Origin of the sequence: Pelotalea chapellei (assembly GCF_018531195.1) — a bacterium.
GTDB classification, from domain to species: domain Bacteria; phylum Desulfobacterota; class Desulfuromonadia; order Geobacterales; family Pseudopelobacteraceae; genus Pelotalea; species Pelotalea chapellei.
Genome location: NZ_JAHDYS010000004.1, coordinates 124,366 through 144,109 on the forward strand (window position 1 = coordinate 124,366; position 19,744 = coordinate 144,109).

The window sequence follows — 19,744 nt, forward strand, 5'->3', positions numbered from 1 at the left end:
CCTCCAGAGCCCTCATGGCTTTGTCATACTATCCCCTCTGTCTCGAGGTTATTCGGTTTTCATGGCAACATAATGGATACTGCCATCCTGGCGTTTGAGAAGCAGGCGAACCAGATCGCCTTTTTTCAGAGCAGCGAGCAAACTGCGGAAACTTTCTAATGTTTCAGGACGTTGACCGTTGACCTCGATAATGATTGAGCCAGTTGCAACGCCTGCCTCTTCTGCAGATGATCCCGGTTTTACCTCTGTAACAATAAGTCCCTTGCTTTCCTTCATTCCCATACGGTCAGCCAGTTCTTTGGAAAGTTCCTGCACCGTAATGCCAATCTTATCGCCATCGCCACTGCCACTGTTTGGTACAGCAGCCGCTATCTCTCCATCCTTCAATTTACCGACCGTTACGAACACATCCTGTTTTTTCCCCTCCCGAAAGATCACCAGCTTGACCTTCTTGTTGATCGGGGTTCCCGCCACAAAACGGGGAAGCTCATTGCCGTCAATGATCCGCCTGCCGTCATACTCCAGAATGATATCACCGGTCTTTAACCCTGCTTTCTCCGCAGGCGTGTCTTTCTCAACACTGGCAATCAGCGCTCCTTTTTCGGACTCAAGCCCGAAAGATTTGGCCAACTCCGGTGTCAAGGGCTGAAACCTGACACCGAGATAACCCCTGGTCACCTTGCCATTGCTGCGCAATTGTTCAACAACAGCCTTGACAGCATTGATCGGAATCGCAAATCCGATGCCACCGGCACCACCGCTGAGGATTGCGGTATTTATGCCGATTGCCTTACCGTCGGAACTGAACAATGGACCACCTGAGTTGCCGGGGTTGATGGAGGCATCTGTCTGAATGAAATCGTCATACGGGCCGGTACCAATCACACGCCCCTTGGCGCTGACGATGCCTGCTGTCACTGTGTGGGAGAGACCGAATGGGTTGCCAATCGCCATGACCCATTCACCTACCTCAAGTGAATCGCTGTCCCCCAATTCGACATGTGGAAGTGCCTGTTTATCACTTATTTTGATCAACGCGATATCCAGTTTGTCGTCTTTTCCCTTGAGCTCGCCTTTCAACTCACGTCCATCTGAAAGCTTGACCATTACCTCATCTGCATCGTTGACCACATGATTATTGGTGATGATATAACCTTCCGCACTGATGATGAAACCGCTGCCAAGACTCTGCTCGCGGCGCGGCCGCTGCTGAGGATTTTCATCATACATGCGTCCGAAAAAATCTTCGAAGAATTCATCAAAAGGTGTTTGGGGCTGTTGGGAGTGGGGGCGACGCATACGTTGCTTGGGTTTGATGGTTTTAGCTGTTCGAATGTTGACTACAGTTGGCGTGAGCCGTTTGGACAGTTCCACAAAATCAGGACTGACCGGCTTGGCGAGTGAGACTCCAGGGAATACGAGCGCAACAACTACCCCTGTCACCCAAAGACGTACCGCTGAGACAATGGTTTTCGGCATAATTTTTCCTCCTTGACCAGTAAAATAACAGCGAAGGGCGGTTCGCCATCGCGATTCCGCCCTCACCAACTCTTGCTACAATATAACAACTAAAAGTTGAAAATCAATGCCTGCAAGCTGTCATTCTTGTACTCTACTTACGACCTGGAAGCTGACCGAAATGGATAAAGCCTTCGAATCAGAAAGCACAGAAATTACCCCTCACGCAAGATGTATCCCTGGCCGCGCACAGTGTGTATCAGCTTGGTTGGGTAGTCCTTGTCAACTTTCTTGCGCAGGTAGTTGACATAAACGTCGATAATATTTGTGAAGCTGTCAAACGCATAGTCCCATACATGTTCTGCAATCATTGCACGTGAAAGTACAGTGTTAGGGTTGCGAACCAGATATTCCAGGAGCCCGTATTCCTTAGCCGTAAGATCTATTTCCTTATCGCCGCGCCATACCTTATGGGAAACCGGGTCCAGCCGCAGGTCTGCAAAATGAATTTCAGCACCACGGTCCTGCTCGCCGCGACGCAGCAGAGCCCTGACGCGGGCTGTCAGCTCGGCAAAGGCAAACGGTTTGGTGAGATAATCGTCCGAACCGGCATCCAGTCCGGAAACTATGTCATCGGTTGTGCCGCGTGCAGTGAGCATCAGTACAGGAATATGCTTGCCCGCTTCACGCAGTTCCTTTACTACAGCCAGGCCGTCTTTTTTCGGGAGCATCACATCCAGAATCACCAGACTGAAGTCACCTGCCAGCGCCTGCTTCAAACCTTCGGCACCATCATAGGTAACCATCACTTCATATTGGTCTTCTTCAAGACCACGCTTGATAAAACCGGCTACTTTTTTTTCATCTTCAACAACAAGAATCTTCATGATCTCCCCCTTGCCTCTGTAGGTTGCTGTTATTATTTCTGAAACAGAGAATCCATACGCCTCATGATTTCCGACGATGACTCTTCTACCGATTTATTGGTTACATCGATAACCATCCATTCCGGATGGCGCCGATAAAATTGCCTGCAATAAGCTATTTCATCCTCGACCAACTGATAATCGGCATAACTGCCGCGCGTGCTCTGACGCATGTTGATCAGTCGTGAAGCCCGAATCTCCACCAACCGTTTTGGATCGATTATCAAAGCTACTATCCGGTTCTGATCAATCTGAAACAGCTCTTCGGGAGGCTCAATCCCCTTGACCAGGGGCACATTTGCCACCTTGTAGCCTTTATGCGCCAAATACATGGAGAGCGGCGTCTTCGATGAACGCGAAACACCAATCAGCACCAGATCCGCCTTATGCAGATAGCGCGTTTCCTGACCGTCATCATGCTTGACCGTAAAATCAACGGCTGCAATGCGGCGGTGATATTCCGGATCAATGCGGTACAGAAGCCCGGGAATTTCTTTTGAGGGCGCTCCGAGATACCGCGAGAGGTTATAAATCAGGCCGGTGAGCAGGTCCACAACCATCAGGCCATGTTCTTCAGCAATCCTTTCAACAATCTGAGACAGGTTCGGATCAACCAGGGTATACACCACCAACCCGGGATCATTAACGACAACAGACATGGCTCGCTGCACATCTTCCTGGCTGCGAATCTGACAAAGGCGCTGAACCCGGACATCTTCATCATAAAACTGTGAAAGAGCAGCCCTTATAACTCTTTCGGCCGTTTCACCGGTTGCATCGGAAATCACATAAATGATTTTCATCTATTACATCCTGGTTTCATTAGCCTACTGTTATATTTCTAATTAGAAGAAGGTGTTTTGTCAAGAAATTTTGTTGCGAATAATCAGACCCTCTGCTAATTTTTCAATCTTTAACTACCTTACCTTGAAGCGCGAAGGCGACACAATGACCCAAACCTGGATCGAAATATCCTGCGATGTTCCCGCCGATTTCGCAGACGTTGTGGCAGAATTCCTGACGGAAATCTCCGGTAACGGGGTTTGCACGGAAAATCTGAATGTGGATGCCTTTTCACATGATGAGATCCAGCATTCATCGCAAGTTACAATTAAAGCATATTTTCCCTCCACCGATCCCATTCAGACCAAGATGAATGAAATCAGTTCCTTTCTCGAACAGCTGACATCCCAGCATCCCGGCCTAACCCTGCCTCCCCCTTCGCTGTCAACCGTCAAAACGGAAGACTGGAGCAGCAGTTGGAAGGAACATTTCAAGCCCATGCGGGTAGGTCGGCGGCTGATGATCGTGCCGTCCTGGGAGGAAGCCCATCCGCGGCCAGATGATATCGTTCTGCAACTGGACCCCGGCATGGCTTTCGGCACCGGTGGCCATGAGACAACCCGCCTCTGCCTTGAACTGCTGGAAGAGATCATGGATGACATGCCGACCCTGCAGATCCCTTCAGTTCTCGACCTTGGTACCGGCTCAGGCATTCTTGCCATGGCTGCGGCTCGTCTGGGCGCGGGTCGAATCTGCGCTGTGGATATTGATCCGCAGGCAGTCGAAGTGGCGCAAGAGAACCTGGCTATCAACAATCTATCTGAACAAGTCCAATGTTCCACCACTCCTTTGGAATCACTGAGTGGCGAATTCGATATCATTCTTGCAAATATTCTTGCTGAAGAGTTGGTCAGACTTGCTCCCCAGATCATGGAGCGTCTTGCACCCGGCGGCAGACTCGTACTTTCCGGTATTCTGTCTGAGAAAGAAAAACTGGTTCGCATGGGGTTCTCCCAACAGCCGGTGGAATATTGTGAGACACGCAACCAGGGTGATTGGGTGGCATTACTGTATCGCAAGGTCAGCCTTTAATGAGCAGCCGTCGATTCATGATCAAATCCCGCAGCATCTGTAATGGCTTCGCTACATTTGATGGCGACCTCTTCAACCACATGGTGCGCGTCCTACGTCTGGGACATGGAGACCCTCTCCTGCTCGTCGACGAGAGCGGTGTCGAGTATGAAGGCGTCATCAATCAAGTTGCCCGTGACTGGGTTGTCGTAAAAATAATGGCCTCCCCGAAAATATCAACAATCACCTCAGCACCGCGCATTACCATCTGCCAGGCCCTTCCCAAAGGAGAAAAAACCGAGCTTATTCTGCAGAAGGGTACTGAGCTGGGTGTTCATGATTTCTGGTTGTTCGGCGGATGCAGGTCAGTAGCCCGCATACGTGAAGACCAGCTTACGGCAAAACTGGAACGCTGGAAGCGGGTTACAGCCGAAGCGGCTCGCCAGTGCGGCAGACGAACCATTCCCGACATCAAATGGTTTAAATCGGCAAAAGAAGCTGCCGACTTAGCCGACCACGAGGTGCGGCTGCTTCTCTGGGAAGGGGAGCGCACCAACAGGCTCAAACAGATTCTTACCGGTCATGCCACACCTGCTTCGACCATAGTCGCCATTGGACCTGAAGGAGGCTTTGACCCGCTCGAAGTAGCACATTTTTCAAGCCGGTTATTCCAGCCCGTTTCCCTTGGCGAGAGGATCTTGCGCACAGAAACCGCTTCTCTTGCCATTACGGCTATATTACAGTATATATGGGAAGATATCTGATTCAAGGAGTCACAAATGAAATGTCCCAAATGCGGATACAATAGCTTTGAATTTCATGACGCCTGTACGAAATGCTCCCATGACCTTACCGGTTATAAAAACACCTTCGGTCTCAAGGCGATTGTTATTCCCCAGGCGGCACGCTCCGTCATGGCAAACAGCTTGAATGGAACACTCCTGGATAATCAGCAACCAGATGAAGTTGATGAAACCGCTGAAATGTTTTCTTTTGACCTTGCTGACGAAGGAATGGACAGCGGCGTAGTTACGGCCGATATCCAGGAAGATCCCTTCAATTTTGGGAACGAAGATAGCAGTGAGAGCAGTTTTGGAGAGTTTTCATTCAACGATGAGCCGGAGCGGGATCAGCCTGCAGCTGGTGCGGATGACAAGAACGACCACTTTTCCAGCCTGCTGGAGTCCACACCCGAAGATCCTTTCGCGGTTCAGGACCCTGTACCTCCCCCTCCCCCACAGAAAGCGACTTCACCCGGTGAATTCGACCTTGATAGTTTTTCATGGGATGAACCGGAACCGACAGGAACCGAAAAACCTGAAGAAGACTTCAACAACCTCTTTGGCAACAAAGACGACAAGAAATAACACCCATATGGATAGTGCAACTGAAGAGCGGGGTAACCCGCTCTTTTTTCTTTACATGGAGTCTCGCTGTGTCCCAACGCATCGCCATCCTTCCTGAAATCATTACCAACAAAATCGCTGCCGGCGAAGTTGTGGAACGCCCCGCTTCCGTGATCAAGGAGCTGATTGAAAATGCGCTGGACGCCGGCGCCACCGACATTGCGGTAGAAGTAACCGCAGGCGGCAGGCGGCTGATGCGCATTACCGACAACGGCCACGGCATGTCCAGGGAAGATGCCCTGCTGTCACTTGAGCGCCACGCAACCAGCAAAATCAAAACCGACAGTGATCTTGAAAGTCTGCTTACCCTTGGTTTTCGGGGTGAAGCGCTCCCCTCGATTGCCTCGGTCTCCCGTTTTCGGCTTGCCACCCGTGAGCCGGACAGCCTGGAAGGGACGGAGATAAACATGGAAGGGGGTCGTATTCGCGATGTCAAGGCCTGTGGCATGGCTCCCGGCACGGTCATCAGTGTTGAACAGCTTTTCTTTAACACTCCGGCTCGCCTGAAATTTCTGCGCAGTGCTGAAACAGAGGCTGCCCATGTGGCAGACAGCGTGACCCGCATGGCCATCTCACGGCCTGACGTTGCTTTCTGCTGCACCAGTGACGGTCGTGAACTGCTGCGAGTGCAGCGCGGGGATCTGTTGCGTCGACTGACACAGATTCTCGGCAAGACTTCCGCTGCTGCTCTTCATGCAGTACAAAGCTCGGCAGAGGGTATCGAGGTGACTGGTTTCATCTCCAGCCCAACGGCTGCCCGCTCCACCACATCTGCAATGTTCACCTACATCAATGGCCGTTTCGTGCGGGATCGGGTTGTACAGCATGCCATCATGCAGGCGTATCGCGGTGTGATCGACAAGGGACGCTACCCTGTGTGCGCTCTGTTTATTGCACTGCCCCCCGGTGAGGTTGATGTTAATGTTCATCCCACCAAACATGAAGTCCGATTTCGACGTCAAACACTGATGCATGACACACTGCAGAGTGCGATTGAAGAAGTACTGAAAGCGTCTCCCTGGCTGGCAAGCCGGCAGGTTATAGCGGCCCCTCCGACAACTCCGTCAGTCAGCCAGGCATATCTGGAGCGGGTTGCCGCCGCGGCGCAGACCTCCCTGAATCTTCCCCGGCGTGAGGTTCCTTCCTATACTGCGGCACAGACTGCGCCCCGTGTATCCGAGCCCACGCCCCATTTTCAGTCTGCACCCGCAGTTTTGGAACCACCCGCTGCTGTAGCAATAGAGTTGCCCGAGGCCACAGAGCCCCCAGCTTCCGCAGAGAATGGCTACTTTTCCTCGTTGACTATCATCGGTCAGTTCCATGCCGAATATCTCCTCTGCCAGTCCGGAAACGAACTGGTCGTTATCGATCAGCACGCTGCCAGTGAACGCGTTGCCTTTCAGCTGCTGCGCCGGCAATACGAATGTGGAGCCGTAGAGTCTCAGCGACTGCTGTTCCCTGAAACCGTGGAGCTGTCCTTCGGGGAAGTTGCAACGGCACAACGTTTCACCGCTGAATTAAGCGGAATTGGTTTTGAAATGGAGCCTTTTGGCGGCAACACGATCATTGTCAGCGCTGTCCCACGTCTGGCCATCGAGCGGGATTGCATCAGACTGGTACGGGACCTGTTGGGCGAATTGTCGCAGCTCGGAGCGAGCAGTGCCTTCCACGACATTCAGGAGAGCTTGCTTTCCAGGATCGCCTGCCACAGTGTCATACGTGGTCCGCGGATGCTGGAGCACCGCCAGATACGCGAACTGCTGCAGCGAATGGATGAAACTGACTTTGCCGCCTCCTGCCCGCACGGCCGCCCTGTCTCCCACACCATCACCCATGCCGAGCTGGAAAAGATCTTCAAAAGAACATGAATCCGCTCCCTACCCCCAAACTGCTCATCATCTGCGGCCCCACCGCCTCGGGTAAAAGCGACCTGGCCCTGGACCTCGCCCGCCAACTGGATGCTGAGATAGTCAACGCCGATTCCATGCAGGTGTATCGCGGCATGGACATAGGAACGGCCAAAACGACGCCTGCCCAGCGCGCTGAAATCCCTCATCACCTGATTGACATTGTAGATCCTGACCGGCTCTTCTCGGCAGCCGACTTTGTAACAGCTGCAGACGCCGCGATCGAAACCATTGCAGCCAAGGGCAAACGGATCATAGTAGTCGGGGGTACCGGTCTCTACATCCGCACCCTGCTCAGGGGATTGGTGGATTCCCCCAGCGGCGCCGGAGAAATTCGTCAGCAACTCCAGCAAGAGGCGTGCGAACTTGGCAATCAGGCCATGCTGGAGCGACTGCGCCTGGTTGATCCCGAGCTGGCAGAACGCATTCATCCCAACAACCTGGTGCGCATCATCCGGGCGCTGGAGGTACATCAACTTACCGGCATCCCTCTCTCCCAGTACCAGCAGGAGCATGGTTTTTCCACGCCGCGCTACCCGTTTCTGCAGATTGGACTCAAAGTCGAACGCCAGGAATTGTACCGCCGCATTGAAGAGCGAGTCGAACGCATGCTGAGCGAAGGACTGTTTGAAGAGGTACAAGGATTACTTGATGCGGGCTATGGTGCGGAGTTAAAATCTATGCGTGCCATAGGATACAAAGAGGCATGTGCCTTTTTGGCGGGAGAACTGGGACGGGAAGAAGCAACAGAATTGATCAAGCGTGACACACGTCGGTATGCGAAGCGACAGTTGACCTGGTTCACTGCGGATCCTGAAACAATATGGCTTGAATATCCAGGAAACTTTGCTAGTATTTCGAGGCATGCAATTGATTTTTTTGATAAGGAGGTCTGAACATGGCAAAAGCACCTTTCAATATTCAGGACCAGTACCTTAATCAGTCCCGGAAAGAACGAGTTCGCGTTGCTGTGACGATGATGTCAGGCACCAAACTGGAAGGGTTCATCAAGTCATTCGACAACTTTTCAGTACTACTGGATGCAACATGTGACATTCTGATCTACAAGCACTCCATCGCTACCATCACGTCGGCGGACGGTACCTTCCGGCTTCACCAGTAACAGCCAACTAACAGCAGTTCCAGCACCCCGACAGGGATGAACAGAATAGACAGGTTTAAAAATCCTGTGTATCCTGTTCATCCCTGTCGCTATTTTCGGCCACAAAAAGGTGCCTGTCATCGCAAACACCATCTCCAATGAAAATAAGATCCTGATCACCTGCGGAACCGCATTGCTCGCACTAATCGTATTCCTTCTCTACTTTTCCCATGCGGTTTTTCTGCAGCTTTTCATTGCCCTTGCCCTTGCCTACATATTCAATCCGGCGGTCAATTGGCTGGGAGTGCGGCGCATACCGCGGATTCCTGCCGTTCTGATCGTATTTACTGCTGCTGTGGTGGCTTTTATCGGATTTACACTATTTTTGGGATATTCCATCAGCAATGAACTATCGAGCATGCAGCTGAATCTGCCGGAGTACGCCCAGCACCTCTATGAGATAACTCCCCGGCCAATCAAAGAATATCTGCGCATTGAAACGCCTGAGAAGCTCTTTCTGCGTCTCAACGAACTGCTTCAGCAGGTACGCGGCATGGCTCCCGACCTGCTCAAACCGGTGCTGCTGTTTCTGCAGAGAGCCTTCTCCTCCACCATCTCATTCATCCTGGCGATCATTGGATATTTCATCATACCGGTTTATCTTTTTTACCTGCTTGTGGATCTGCCTAAATTGAAACTGTTTCTTGATTCGCTGATTCCCGCACGTTACCGGCCGGTGGCAGCTGAAAAACTTCTGGAAATAGATAGCATTCTTTCCGGCTTTATTCGCGGCCAGCTTTCGGTCTGCGCTATTCTGGCGGTGCTGTACAGTATCGGCCTCTACTTCACCGGAATCGATCTGGCGATTGCCATCGGCACCCTGGCCGGCATCACCTTCATCATCCCCTATGTCGGCACGATCATCGGCATCATTCTTTCTGTCATCATGGCCCTGCTCAAGTTTCAGGACATCCTCCATCCCCTGCTCTGCCTGGGATGGTTCTGCGTGGTTCAGGGACTTGAGGGAATGGTCATCACTCCCCGTGTTGTCGGAAACAGCGTGGGACTGCATCCGCTGATCGCAATTATCGCGCTGTTGATCGGGGGGCAGATATTCGGTCTCATGGGCATGCTTCTGGCAGTACCGGTGACGGCAGTCCTGCAGGTATTCCTGCGTTCCCTCGCACACCTCTATCACGATTCGCATTTTTACCGGGACCTGTCATGAGCGGACTTGTCATTGAATCTGTCTTACCCGGTTCAGTCATGGAGGAAATGGGAGTAGAAGCGGGCGACCGCCTGCTCGCGATCAACGCCCATCCCCTGCGGGACATCATCGATTACAGTTACCTGGTAGCGGATAACGAGCAGCTGGAGCTTGAAATCGAGCGTAAAGATGGTGAGTTATGGGAGCTGGAGATCGAACGCGAATCCCATGAACCGCTCGGACTGACCTTTCCGGCACCGCAGCCGGTCCGCTGCCGCAACAACTGCGTCTTCTGCTTCGTTCACCAGCTCCCCAAGGGGTTGCGCCGCCCTCTGTACGTCAAGGATGAAGATTACCGCCTTTCCTTCCTTAACGGCAATTACGTCACCCTGGCAAATCTTACGCCGGCTGAACTTGACCGCATCGTCGAGCAACGCCTGTCTCCGCTCTATATTTCCGTTCATGCAACCAATCCTGACCTGCGTGCCCGGCTGCTGGGAAGAAAAAGAATCCCGCCGATACTGGATCAACTGCGGACACTGGCCGAAAACCGCATCACCATGCATACACAGGTAGTGCTCTGTCCCGGGCTGAATGATGGAAATGAGCTGGAGCGGACCGTAACCGACCTGGCCGGTCTCTATCCGGCAGTGCAGTCACTGGCCATCGTACCGCTGGGCCTGACCGGCCATCGACAGCATCTGCCGCTGCTTCAACCGGTTGAGAGCGAGTATGCCCGCAACTTCATCGCCGTTTGGCAATCTCGCTCAGAACAGCTGGCACACGAGCTCGGCGAGCCGTTTCTTTTCCTGGCAGACGAATTCTTCCTCAAGGCAGGCATCCCCTTTCCACCCTTAAGGAAATACGGTGATCTGCCCCAGATTGAAAACGGTGTCGGCATGGTGCCGCTCTTCATGCGCGATGCAAAACTGACCCTGCGGAAAGCACGGCCTGTCGGTCCCTATCGTGCAACAATAGTGACAGGCGCATCGGCCTTTGGCTTTGTGTCTGATTTTCTGGTGCTGCTGGGGGAGAAGACCGGTCTGGAATTGGTACCTGTCGCGGTTGAAAACCGTCTCTTCGGGGAGCAAGTAACCGTCAGCGGCCTGGTGACCGGCAACGACATAGTTGCCGCGCTGGACGGCTTGCCTGTTGGAGACAGACTGATGGTGCCGGATGTGATGCTTAAGGAAGGGGAAGGTATCTTTCTGGACGGCATGTCACTGGAAGAACTGGGGCAGCACCTGGGCTGTGTCGCTACCGCCTTCGAGGCCTCTCCGCAGGGACTCTACCGCTCACTCGGATCATTGCGCCGGCATTAAATCCTGCCAACCCCATAAAAAGACTCAACCTCATATCCCTACCTGAACCGGTTTAAGTCAACCTGAAAGTCAAAAAATCCGCTCTCACACGAAGGCACAAGGCACGAAGGACAAAGATATCATCTCTCTGTGCCTTCGTGCCTTTGTGTGATCAAAGGATTGACGTGAACGGGAAAAGAGCAAGCGTGAAGGCGTCACGGATTCAGGCATACTCAACCTGCACCTGCATCATGCAATCGTGTGCCGGATGTCCTTGCCCTTGACCATGAAAATCACCATCTCGGCTATATTGGTGGCGTGATCCGCGATGCGTTCCAGATATTTTGAGATATAGGTCAATCTCATCGCGCGGGATATGGTCTGGGGATCCTCGATCATGTAGGTCAACAGTTCGCGCTGAATCTGCACATTGAGATCATCCACGAAATTATCGTCACCACAGACCTTGATGGCCAACTCGGCGTCGCCCCGCACAAAAGCATCCAGAGCCTCCTTCAGCATGGTTTCCGTCCATTGGGCCATGCGGGGAAGATCTATATAAGGCTTCAGCGGCGGATCGACATTCAATTCGCGGACGCGCTTGGCGATATTGGCGCACTGGTCGCCAATGCGCTCCAGATCTGTCACGATCTTGAGCGCCAGCGTAATGAAACGCAAGTCCCGGGCAGCAGGCTGGCGCAGGGCCAGGAGTTCCAGACATTTTTCATCCACCGCCACCTCCAGGGTGTTGACTTCATGATCCTGGGCAATGACCTGTTCAGCCAGCGGTGTATCACGATCCACCAGGGCTTTTATCGATCCCGCGATCATCATCTCCACCTTACCCCCCATGGCCAGAATCCGCGTGCGAAGATCGTTCAGCTCCATATCGTATGATGCACTGATGTGTACTCGTTCCATTACCCGAATCTCCCTGTAATATAGTCTTCAGTCTGTGTTTTTTCCGGATTGGTAAATATCTTCCTCGTCGGCCCCGCCTCGATAAGCTCTCCCAGATAGAAAAAGCCGGTCACATCGGACACGCGGGCCGCCTGCTGCATGTTGTGGGTCACGATGATGATCGTATACTTCCGCTTCAGTTCATCGATCAGTTCTTCAATTTTCAGGGTGGAAATCGGATCAAGGGCCGAGCATGGCTCGTCCATCAGGATGATCTCCGGATTAACCGCAATCGCCCGTGCAATGCAGATGCGCTGCGCCTGGCCGCCGGACAGTCCAAGTGCCGAATCATGCAAACGGTCCTTGACCTCGTCCCAGATGGCTGCACTTCTCAGACTGCGCTCCACGGTTTCATCAAGCAGACTCTTGTCATTCACCCCGGCAATACGCAAGCCATAAACGATATTCTCATAGATGGACTTCGGAAAGGGGTTTGACTGTTGAAACACCATTCCGATCCGCCTGCGGAGGGTGATCACATCGGTAGACGCGGCGTAGATTTCCTGATCCTCAAAGGAAATGCTCCCTTCCACCCTGACGTTGTCAATCAGGTCGTTCATGCGGTTGAAACACCTGAGCAGCGTTGACTTTCCGCAGCCGGAAGGTCCGATGAAAGCTGTGACCTGATTACGCTGCATGGAAATGTTAATCTTCTTCAGGGCCTGCTTGGCTCCGTAAAAGAGGTCCAGATCCTTGACCGTCAGTATCGGGGAAGCTGGATTGTGTGTCGGTACAGTCATTGTCAATTCCTTTAAAAATGCGAAGAAGTATAGCGTTTGCGCATGCGGGTCCTGAAATAGATTGCCATGCTGCTGGCCACGATGACGATGCCCAGGAGCAGCAGTGTCGTGATGTACACCATCGGCTTGGCCGCCTCCACGTTGGGTGACTGGAAGCCGACATCGTAGATGTGAAACCCGAGATGCATGAATTTACGATCCATGTGAAAAAACGGGAAAGTGGTATCAAAGGGGAGCGATGGAGCCAGCTTGACCACACCCACCACCATCAGGGGCGCCACTTCGCCCACCGCCCGCGCCATGGAGAGGATCAGGCCGGTCATGATTCCGGGGGTTGCCATGGGGAGCAGTACCCTTGTCAACGTCTGAAATTTCGTCGCCCCCAGCGCCAGAGAACCCTCACGCAGGCCACGAGGAATAGAGGCCAGCGACTCCTCAGTGGCCACGATCACCACCGGCACGGTCAGCAAGGCAAGCGTCAGACTGGACCAGAGAATGCCACCGGTACCGAAGGTTGGGGTTGGCAGACGTTCCGGGAAAAAAATCGCGTCAATGCTCCCGCCGATGCCATAGACAAAGAACCCCAGACCGAAGACTCCGTAGACGATAGAGGGTACGCCGGCCAGGTTGTTCACCGCAATCCGCACCATACGTGTCATCAGGCCATCGCGGGCATATTCCCGCAGGTAGATGGCAGCAATCACGCCAAAGGGGAGCGAGAAAAAGCTCATCACCAGCACCATCATCACAGTTCCGAAGATTGCCGGAAACAGCCCCCCTTCGGTATTCGATTCCCGCGGCTCATCCAGCAGCAGCTCCTTCACACGGGATGCGTAGGCAAGCATTTTGGCCGGAATGGACATATCGTTGGGGGCCAGAATGCGCATGATATCCACCAGGGGAATGTCTTTGGCACCTCCGCTCACATCCTTGAATTGAGCGGTGAAACCGCCGATTTCAGCCTGTGCGGTGGTTGCCTGACCATTAAGCACATTGAACTCTGCAAGAACCTGTTCGCGAGTCGCAGTCAGCCGTGCGATTTCAGCAGCATGCTGCTCCCTGTTCCTGTATTCCAGCTTGAGAAGCTTTAACCGCATGCTCTCGGCCTGCTGGTTGAGCGTCATCATCTTTTTTCGAATGTTATCGAGGTGGGGCTGCCGCTCTTCTATGGCTGCACGGGCCAGTTTCAGCTTCTCCAGGGGAGATGTCGCTTGGTCCACCTTCAACCCGTCCACAGAAAGTCCACTGAGAAAGCCGGCAAAATTGCCATGTTCCCGACGTTCCAGCAGCAGCGCGTCTTTTGGCAGGCTGCGGCCGGTAACATCCTTCTCATCGATCCAGCGGAAGTCCTGGCCGTACAGGTCACGGTTGGACACCTTGAGCTGCAGGCGATGCTCGCCGGTAAGGGGATTTTTCTCCCGCTTCATGATTTGGCCGAGCGCTGTGCTGCCGTCCTTGAGCTCCAGGCGCACCAGGTGCGATGGCCAGAAATAGCCCAGGCCATTGGTCAGCACCACTCCCACCAGAGTCAGGGTCATAACCAGGATCACGGCCAGCGCAGCGCCGGTAAGCATCACCAGCGGTTCTCCTGTTTTCCAGTATTGTTTCATTTTAAACCTCTGACTTCGGACTTCTCTTGCTTTTGACTTCTGAAACACAACTTAGTACCGCCCGTACTTGCGCCGGAACCTCTGCCGCAAAGCTTCGGCCACTGTATTGATGATAAAGGTAAAAATAAACAGCAACACTGCCGAGAGGAACAGCACCCGGTAGAGGGACCCATTCAGGGACGCTTCCGGGATTTCCACGGCAATGTTTGCCGAAAGAGAACGCAAGCCGTTGAAGATGCTCCCGCTCATGATCGGCGTGTTGCCGGTGGCCATCAGTACGATCATGGTTTCCCCGACAGCACGGCCAAAGCCGATCATGACTGCGGAAAAAACACCCGGCAGGGCCGAGGGAAGCACTACCCGCCAGGCGGTCTGCCAGCGGCTGGCCCCAAGCGCCAGGGACGCAGCCGTCAGATTGCGGGGCACATTGGAAAGGGCATCCTCAGCGATGGTGAAAATGAGCGGAATCACAGCAAATCCCAGAGCTACGGCGATGATCATGGAGTTGCGCTGGTCATAGCGTATGCCCAGCACACTGTACAGCCATTGTTTGAAATCTCCGCCGAACACCTGAACCTCAACGATCCCCCCCAGCAGATACGCCAGCCATGTGCCGACCAGCACAATGGGAATCAGTACAATGAACTCTTTACCGCGCAAGCGCCGCTCAAGCGGTGAAGCGGTCTTGATCAGACGCCAGAAAAAGATCGTCACCAGCAGCATCACCGGAATGATGATGAAACTCAGGAAAAAGGCCAGCACAACCTTATCGATAAGAGGCGCAAGCCAGAGTCCTGCCAGAAAACCGACCACCACGGAGGGAATGGCAGCCATGATTTCAACCGCCGGCTTGATACGGCTCTTGAGCCGGGGTGCCATGAACTGGCTCGTGTACAGAGCCCCCAGAAGTGCCAGGGGAACGGCAAACAGCATGGCAAAGGCCGTCGCCTTGAGGGTGCCGAATATGAGCGGCACCAGACTCATTTTGGGTTCAAAATCATCGTTGGCCGCTGAGGATTGCCACACGTACTCCGGCCGGTCATACCCTTCATACCAGACCTTGCCGAACAGGGTACCAAGGGACACCTCGGGATGGGGTATCTCCAAACGCCAGACCGCAAAATTTCCGGCTGTATCCAGGCTGCACAAGGAATTGCCCTGGGCGGAAAGGGCCAGCATCGCAACCGGCTTAGCCCCCTTCAGCGTGAGTAGGTTCCGCTCGGAAGTGACATGATCAATGTGAATGACACCCTGATCGTTGACAGAAACCAGAGATTTGTCACGGGGTGAAGGGAGAATTGCGGAGACTGTTCCGGTATGGGGTCTGAGTACATGGGTACGGACCAGCTGCTTGCCTTCGCCGCTGCCGGCGGCAGTCACCGGGAACCATGCCGTGTAGCCCCCCTTGCCATCGCCCACTGCCACTGAAATATCTCCCAGCACCAGATTGAGCGCTGTAACCGGGCTGTTGCCGGTAACGGCGGTGCTGTCCAGCAAACGTATCTCTCCAGGTTCCGAGATATCCCAGCGCATGAGCTGCCCGTTGCGTGTGCCGGCATAGAGATAATGTCCCGCATGGTCCAGAACTACAGCCGTAATTGCAGCCGGCAGCGGATCCTGTATTTCTGAGGAACTGGTGGTGGCCTTTTCGTTGCCGAAAAGGTCGGTTTCCTTGCTTCGCCAGGTCACCCTGATGCGGTCGGACTCAAGCTGGTCCACCCGCACTGCTCCTTTTCCCTCGATGGTACGGACAAAGGAGCGCTTGAACGCCCCGCTGCCGGGGAAGAAACCTTCAGGATCAGCAGACACTTCATGGGAAACGATAGTATTTCCACTTTCACTGCGGGTGGAAGAGAAGGCTATTTTGACCGAGCTGACAACCCCCGTATCCCATAAAAGATTGTAGAGCGATTTTGAAACCAGCTCCGCAGACACCACGGTGCGAGCACCGGGCGGGGGATCAGGCACCGGCACACTCTCCTTGAGGGTGCCCCCGCGGGTATCTATAAAATGCACCAGTCCTTTGCCATCGAGCGAAAAAAGCTCCTGCTGGGTCTCGTCAATCCCAATGGACAGCAATCTGGACTGTTTCAGCTCCACAGGCAGGGAAATGGATGCAATGGAGGTGGCTTTGGGAGAATAGAAGAGCGGCAGGGCTACCCGCGTTATCATCACCAGAATCCAGACAACCGCAACGATTACGAACAGACCGCAGATTCTAATCAGCAGCTCCGCAAGCCGGTCACGGCGCCGCGATGCCTGGGTATAATTTTTTTTCATGGTCACTGCCTGGCTTGAAGTAAAGGTCAAACAAATCCATCCCCCACTCGTCCTCGCACTGAAACTGCTTCAGGAGAGGATGGCGGGGATGGATAAAAAATGGGTTCCGCTATTTCAACTGCTTGAGCTGAGTGTCAGCAAGCTTTGCGGTCAGGGGGTCATAGCCGTCTTTCACGACGATTTCCTGGCCCTCTTTGGAAAGGACATACTCGAGGAACTGCTCAACCAGCTTGGGCAGCGGCCGGCCCGGCTTTTTCGCAACATAGATGTAGAGCATGCGGCTCATGGGATACTTGCCGTTCAGCACGTTCTGATAGCTGGCTTCGGCAACGGGTCCGCCTTTCTTGTCGGACAGGGGTACTGCACGCACTCCCGAGGTAGCATAGCCGATACCGGAGTAGCCGATAGCTCCAACCTCTTTGGCAACACCCTCCACGACAGATGACGAGCCGGGTTGTTCTTTGACAGTGGGCTTGAAATCGCCTTTTTTGAGGGCATGATCCTTGAAATAGCCGTAGGTACCTGATGCAGAATTGCGGCCATAGAGACTGACGGGCATTGCAGCCAGTTTGCCGGTCACTCCCAACTGGCCCCAGGTGGTGATTTCAGGCAGACCACGCTTGCGAGTCTTGGAAAAAATGGCATCCACTTCATCCAGAGACAGACTCTTGATGGGGTTGTCCTTATTGACGAATACCGCCAGAGAATCCAGAGCCACCCCGATTTTGGTCGGTTTATAGCCATACTTCTTCTCGAACTGTTCCAGTTCCTTGGAGTTCATTTCCCGGGACATGGGACCGAGCTGGGCGGTGCCGGCAATCAGGGCTGGTGGAGCGGTGGCGGAGCCCTTGCCTTCCACCTGGATATTCACGCTGGGATATTTCTTTTTGAAGCCCTCGGCCCAGTAGGTCATCAGGTTGTTCAGGCTGTCCGAACCGATGCTGTTGAGATTGCCGGAAACCCCGGCTGTGGGAGAATACTTTTTGAGGTTTGAATCGACTTTGGTGGGTGCCGCATAACTGGCCACCGTGGTGGTGATCAGCAGCATTGCCGTCAGTAATGACTTCTTCAACATGTCTTCCTCCTGTCATATGGTTTCATATGCAGGAAGTATAACAGGCTTATGTTACAGGGATGTTACGGGGAAGAAAAAGGTGGGTTAACTTCAGGCCTTGAATCGTGATGCCTCCACGCTTTCACGTGTCTGAAATTTACCCGTTCCAGCGTTCCGGCATCACGATTCAGTTAAGGGCATGGGGAGCTTTTCGCAAGGTAAATGAGAACAGGGATCCTTTGCCCAGATCGCTGGCCACAGACACTTCCCCGCCATGCAGCTGCACGATGTGTTTGACAATCGCCAATCCGAGACCGGTCCCCCCCTGCTCACGGCTGCGGGCCTCGTCTACCCGGTAAAAACGTTCGAAGATGCGCGGCATGTCTTTGAAGGGGATACCGATGCCGGTGTCTGCCACGCTAACCTTGACGTATGGGCCGCAATCCTTAACGAACAGTCTGATGGTGCCCCCTTCAGGAGTATATTTGATGGCATTTTCAAGAAGGTTGATCAGTACCTGCTCAAGGCGCCCCTGATCAGCCATGACTTTTGGAACCCCGGATGCTCCTTCATTCTTGAGCACAATATTCTTGCCGGCCGCACTGTCTGCGAGAAGCAGGCACGCTTTGGCCATCGTTCCATGCACATCTAATGGATATTGGTCCAGCTCGGTTTCTTTGGATTCCAGATGGGAGAGAGTGAGAATATCTGTAATCAGCGATGCCAGCCGTTCTGAATGATTCCCGATTATCTCAACGAAACGCTTCGCGCGCTGGGGGTCACTCTCCAGCAACCCATCCAGCAGAGTCTCGGCATACCCTTTGATGACCGTGACCGGTGTACGCAGCTCATGGGAAACATTGGCCACGAAATCGCGACGCATTGTTTCTACCTTCTTCATGTCGGAGATATCATGAAAAACCGCCACCACTCCCTGATCATCTCCGTCCACAACCAGGGGTGTCCAGTGGGTCAAAAGCGTAGTGGCCGGAGGGATGGTGATCTCCCGGACCAGCTCCCCTTTGGTGGCGCGAAGCTCGTTGAAAGCAGCCTGAAGATCAGGATGGCGCGATATTTCGATCAGGCTTTTGCCTTCAACACTGCCCCGGATACCGAACAGAGGACCAAAGGCAGGATTTACCAGAGAGATTGTACCGTCGCCCGTAGTAACCATCACCCCCTCACCCATGCCGTGCAGGATGGTATCCAGGCGCTGTTTCTCCGTTGAGAGGCGCTTCAGCTGGGCCTCGATGCGCCGGGCCATGTCATTGAGCACATCCGCCAGATCACCGATTTCATCACTTGAAGCGACACTGATGGTGACCCCCGGTTCTCCTCGGCCGATGCGGGCGGCAGCGGCGGCAATATCACGCAACGGCCGGGAGGTGAGGTTCGAAAGCACGTAGCTGAGAACTATCGCCACCGCAATCGTCAGTAGGGCCATTACACCCAGAACATTGTGCAAAGCTTCCGTTGCATGGGCAAGATAGTCCAGCGGCAGTGCCAGACGGACGAAGCCTCCTCCGGCATCGAGGGCGACATACAGCATGTTGCGCCGCAGAGTTTCGGAATAGCGCATTGCGCTACCCTGGCCAAATTTTAGAGCCGCCTGGATTTCTGGGCGTCCCAGATGGTTTTCCAGCCTGGAAAGCTGGGTCTGGTTGACGTCAGACTCACCAATAACAGTACCGTCACGACTGATAAGTGTCACCCGTGCCTTGATCGTAGCTCCGATTTTCTCGGCCAGTTTCTGCGGTGGAATCCGGTCACGTTCCTGTTCAACCAGCAGCCTTGCCAGTGTTGCCTGGTTCATCAGGTTTGCGCGGCTCTCCTCCACCAGGGAGTTCTGGAGGTTACGCTTGAAGAAAAGATAAAAACTGCCCGATACCATCAGAATCAGCAACAGATAGGAAAGCATCAGTTTAGTGCGGAATTTCAT

17 protein-coding genes are annotated in these 19,744 nt (G+C 53.6%); 8 read left to right on the plus strand and 9 right to left on the minus strand.

What is annotated here, in order from left to right; all coding sequences use genetic code 11:
* Window positions 1-48: 48 nt before the first annotated feature.
* The 3 genes from KJB30_RS05560 to KJB30_RS05570 form a co-directional block, all read right to left on the minus strand.
* Window positions 49-1,479 (minus strand): Do family serine endopeptidase, encoded by a 1,431-nt coding sequence (locus KJB30_RS05560; RefSeq protein WP_214296952.1) that lies wholly within the window; start codon window positions 1,477-1,479, stop codon window positions 49-51.
* Window positions 1,480-1,673: 194 nt separating this feature from the next.
* The gene (locus tag KJB30_RS05565) at window positions 1,674-2,345 is read right to left on the minus strand and encodes a response regulator transcription factor (protein WP_214296953.1); all 672 of its coding nucleotides are present in this window, start codon (window positions 2,343-2,345) and stop codon (window positions 1,674-1,676) included.
* A gap of 32 nt (window positions 2,346-2,377) precedes the next feature.
* Window positions 2,378-3,187, minus strand: a complete 810-nt coding sequence (locus KJB30_RS05570) for a pyruvate, water dikinase regulatory protein (RefSeq protein ID WP_214296954.1) — start codon at window positions 3,185-3,187, stop codon at window positions 2,378-2,380.
* A gap of 145 nt (window positions 3,188-3,332) precedes the next feature.
* Here KJB30_RS05570 and prmA point away from each other — a divergent pair, with 145 nt between their 5' ends.
* The 8 genes from prmA (at window position 3,333) to KJB30_RS05610 (ending at window position 11,182) form a co-directional block, all read left to right on the plus strand.
* The gene (prmA, locus tag KJB30_RS05575; protein ID WP_214296955.1) at window positions 3,333-4,259 is read left to right on the plus strand and encodes a 50S ribosomal protein L11 methyltransferase; all 927 of its coding nucleotides are present in this window, start codon (window positions 3,333-3,335) and stop codon (window positions 4,257-4,259) included.
* Window positions 4,259-5,002, plus strand: coding sequence for a 16S rRNA (uracil(1498)-N(3))-methyltransferase (locus tag KJB30_RS05580; protein WP_214296956.1), 744 nt, complete (start codon window positions 4,259-4,261; stop codon window positions 5,000-5,002). Before prmA ends, KJB30_RS05580 begins: the two co-directional genes overlap by 1 nt.
* Before the next feature lie 15 nt (window positions 5,003-5,017).
* The gene (locus KJB30_RS05585) at window positions 5,018-5,605 is read left to right on the plus strand and encodes a hypothetical protein (RefSeq protein ID WP_214296957.1); all 588 of its coding nucleotides are present in this window, start codon (window positions 5,018-5,020) and stop codon (window positions 5,603-5,605) included.
* Window positions 5,606-5,673: 68 nt separating this feature from the next.
* Window positions 5,674-7,512, plus strand: a complete 1,839-nt coding sequence (gene mutL / locus KJB30_RS05590) for a DNA mismatch repair endonuclease MutL (protein ID WP_214296958.1) — start codon at window positions 5,674-5,676, stop codon at window positions 7,510-7,512.
* Window positions 7,509-8,447, plus strand: a complete 939-nt coding sequence (gene miaA / locus KJB30_RS05595; protein ID WP_214296959.1) for a tRNA (adenosine(37)-N6)-dimethylallyltransferase MiaA — start codon at window positions 7,509-7,511, stop codon at window positions 8,445-8,447. Before mutL ends, miaA begins: the two co-directional genes overlap by 4 nt.
* Before the next feature lie 2 nt (window positions 8,448-8,449).
* The gene (hfq, locus tag KJB30_RS05600) at window positions 8,450-8,674 is read left to right on the plus strand and encodes an RNA chaperone Hfq (protein WP_214296960.1); all 225 of its coding nucleotides are present in this window, start codon (window positions 8,450-8,452) and stop codon (window positions 8,672-8,674) included.
* A gap of 109 nt (window positions 8,675-8,783) precedes the next feature.
* Complete coding sequence (locus tag KJB30_RS05605; protein WP_367618929.1) at window positions 8,784-9,881, plus strand: AI-2E family transporter; 1,098 nt, start codon at window positions 8,784-8,786, stop codon at window positions 9,879-9,881.
* A complete protein-coding gene (locus tag KJB30_RS05610; RefSeq protein WP_214296961.1) occupies window positions 9,878-11,182 on the plus strand; it encodes a DUF512 domain-containing protein in 1,305 nt (434 codons plus the stop codon). The genes KJB30_RS05605 and KJB30_RS05610 overlap by 4 nt, the downstream gene beginning before the upstream one ends.
* Window positions 11,183-11,410: 228 nt before the next feature.
* On the opposite strand, the gene phoU is transcribed toward KJB30_RS05610, so the two are convergent.
* From phoU to KJB30_RS05640, 6 genes are all read right to left on the minus strand, one after another.
* Window positions 11,411-12,082, minus strand: coding sequence for a phosphate signaling complex protein PhoU (gene phoU / locus KJB30_RS05615; RefSeq protein WP_214296962.1), 672 nt, complete (start codon window positions 12,080-12,082; stop codon window positions 11,411-11,413).
* The gene (gene pstB, locus KJB30_RS05620) at window positions 12,082-12,861 is read right to left on the minus strand and encodes a phosphate ABC transporter ATP-binding protein PstB (protein ID WP_214296963.1); all 780 of its coding nucleotides are present in this window, start codon (window positions 12,859-12,861) and stop codon (window positions 12,082-12,084) included. Before pstB ends, phoU begins: the two co-directional genes overlap by 1 nt.
* 11 nt (window positions 12,862-12,872) lie before the next feature.
* Complete coding sequence (gene pstA, locus KJB30_RS05625; protein WP_214296964.1) at window positions 12,873-14,471, minus strand: phosphate ABC transporter permease PstA; 1,599 nt, start codon at window positions 14,469-14,471, stop codon at window positions 12,873-12,875.
* A 51-nt stretch (window positions 14,472-14,522) separates the two neighbouring features.
* Complete coding sequence (locus KJB30_RS05630; RefSeq protein WP_214296965.1) at window positions 14,523-16,751, minus strand: ABC transporter permease subunit; 2,229 nt, start codon at window positions 16,749-16,751, stop codon at window positions 14,523-14,525.
* Between the two features lie 109 nt (window positions 16,752-16,860).
* Complete coding sequence (locus KJB30_RS05635) at window positions 16,861-17,826, minus strand: PstS family phosphate ABC transporter substrate-binding protein (protein ID WP_214296966.1); 966 nt, start codon at window positions 17,824-17,826, stop codon at window positions 16,861-16,863.
* A 166-nt stretch (window positions 17,827-17,992) separates the two neighbouring features.
* The gene (locus tag KJB30_RS05640) at window positions 17,993-19,744 is read right to left on the minus strand and encodes an ATP-binding protein (protein WP_214296967.1); all 1,752 of its coding nucleotides are present in this window, start codon (window positions 19,742-19,744) and stop codon (window positions 17,993-17,995) included.

Bases quoted from the DNA above. Each gene is read 5' to 3' on its own strand.
- KJB30_RS05560 (WP_214296952.1), bottom strand. From the start codon at position 1,479: ATGCCGAAAACCATTGTCTCAGCGGTACGTCTTTGGGTGACAGGGGTA.
- KJB30_RS05565 (WP_214296953.1), bottom strand. From the start codon at position 2,345: ATGAAGATTCTTGTTGTTGAAGATGAAAAAAAAGTAGCCGGTTTTATC.
- KJB30_RS05570 (WP_214296954.1), bottom strand. From the start codon at position 3,187: ATGAAAATCATTTATGTGATTTCCGATGCAACCGGTGAAACGGCCGAA.
- prmA (WP_214296955.1), top strand. From the start codon at position 3,333: ATGACCCAAACCTGGATCGAAATATCCTGCGATGTTCCCGCCGATTTC.
- KJB30_RS05580 (WP_214296956.1), top strand. From the start codon at position 4,259: ATGAGCAGCCGTCGATTCATGATCAAATCCCGCAGCATCTGTAATGGC.
- KJB30_RS05585 (WP_214296957.1), top strand. From the start codon at position 5,018: ATGAAATGTCCCAAATGCGGATACAATAGCTTTGAATTTCATGACGCC.
- miaA (WP_214296959.1), top strand. From the start codon at position 7,509: ATGAATCCGCTCCCTACCCCCAAACTGCTCATCATCTGCGGCCCCACC.
- hfq (WP_214296960.1), top strand. From the start codon at position 8,450: ATGGCAAAAGCACCTTTCAATATTCAGGACCAGTACCTTAATCAGTCC.
- KJB30_RS05610 (WP_214296961.1), top strand. From the start codon at position 9,878: ATGAGCGGACTTGTCATTGAATCTGTCTTACCCGGTTCAGTCATGGAG.
- phoU (WP_214296962.1), bottom strand. From the start codon at position 12,082: ATGGAACGAGTACACATCAGTGCATCATACGATATGGAGCTGAACGAT.
- pstB (WP_214296963.1), bottom strand. From the start codon at position 12,861: ATGACTGTACCGACACACAATCCAGCTTCCCCGATACTGACGGTCAAG.
- pstA (WP_214296964.1), bottom strand. From the start codon at position 14,471: ATGAAACAATACTGGAAAACAGGAGAACCGCTGGTGATGCTTACCGGC.
- KJB30_RS05630 (WP_214296965.1), bottom strand. From the start codon at position 16,751: ATGAAAAAAAATTATACCCAGGCATCGCGGCGCCGTGACCGGCTTGCG.
- KJB30_RS05635 (WP_214296966.1), bottom strand. From the start codon at position 17,826: ATGTTGAAGAAGTCATTACTGACGGCAATGCTGCTGATCACCACCACG.
- KJB30_RS05640 (WP_214296967.1), bottom strand. From the start codon at position 19,744: ATGAAATTCCGCACTAAACTGATGCTTTCCTATCTGTTGCTGATTCTG.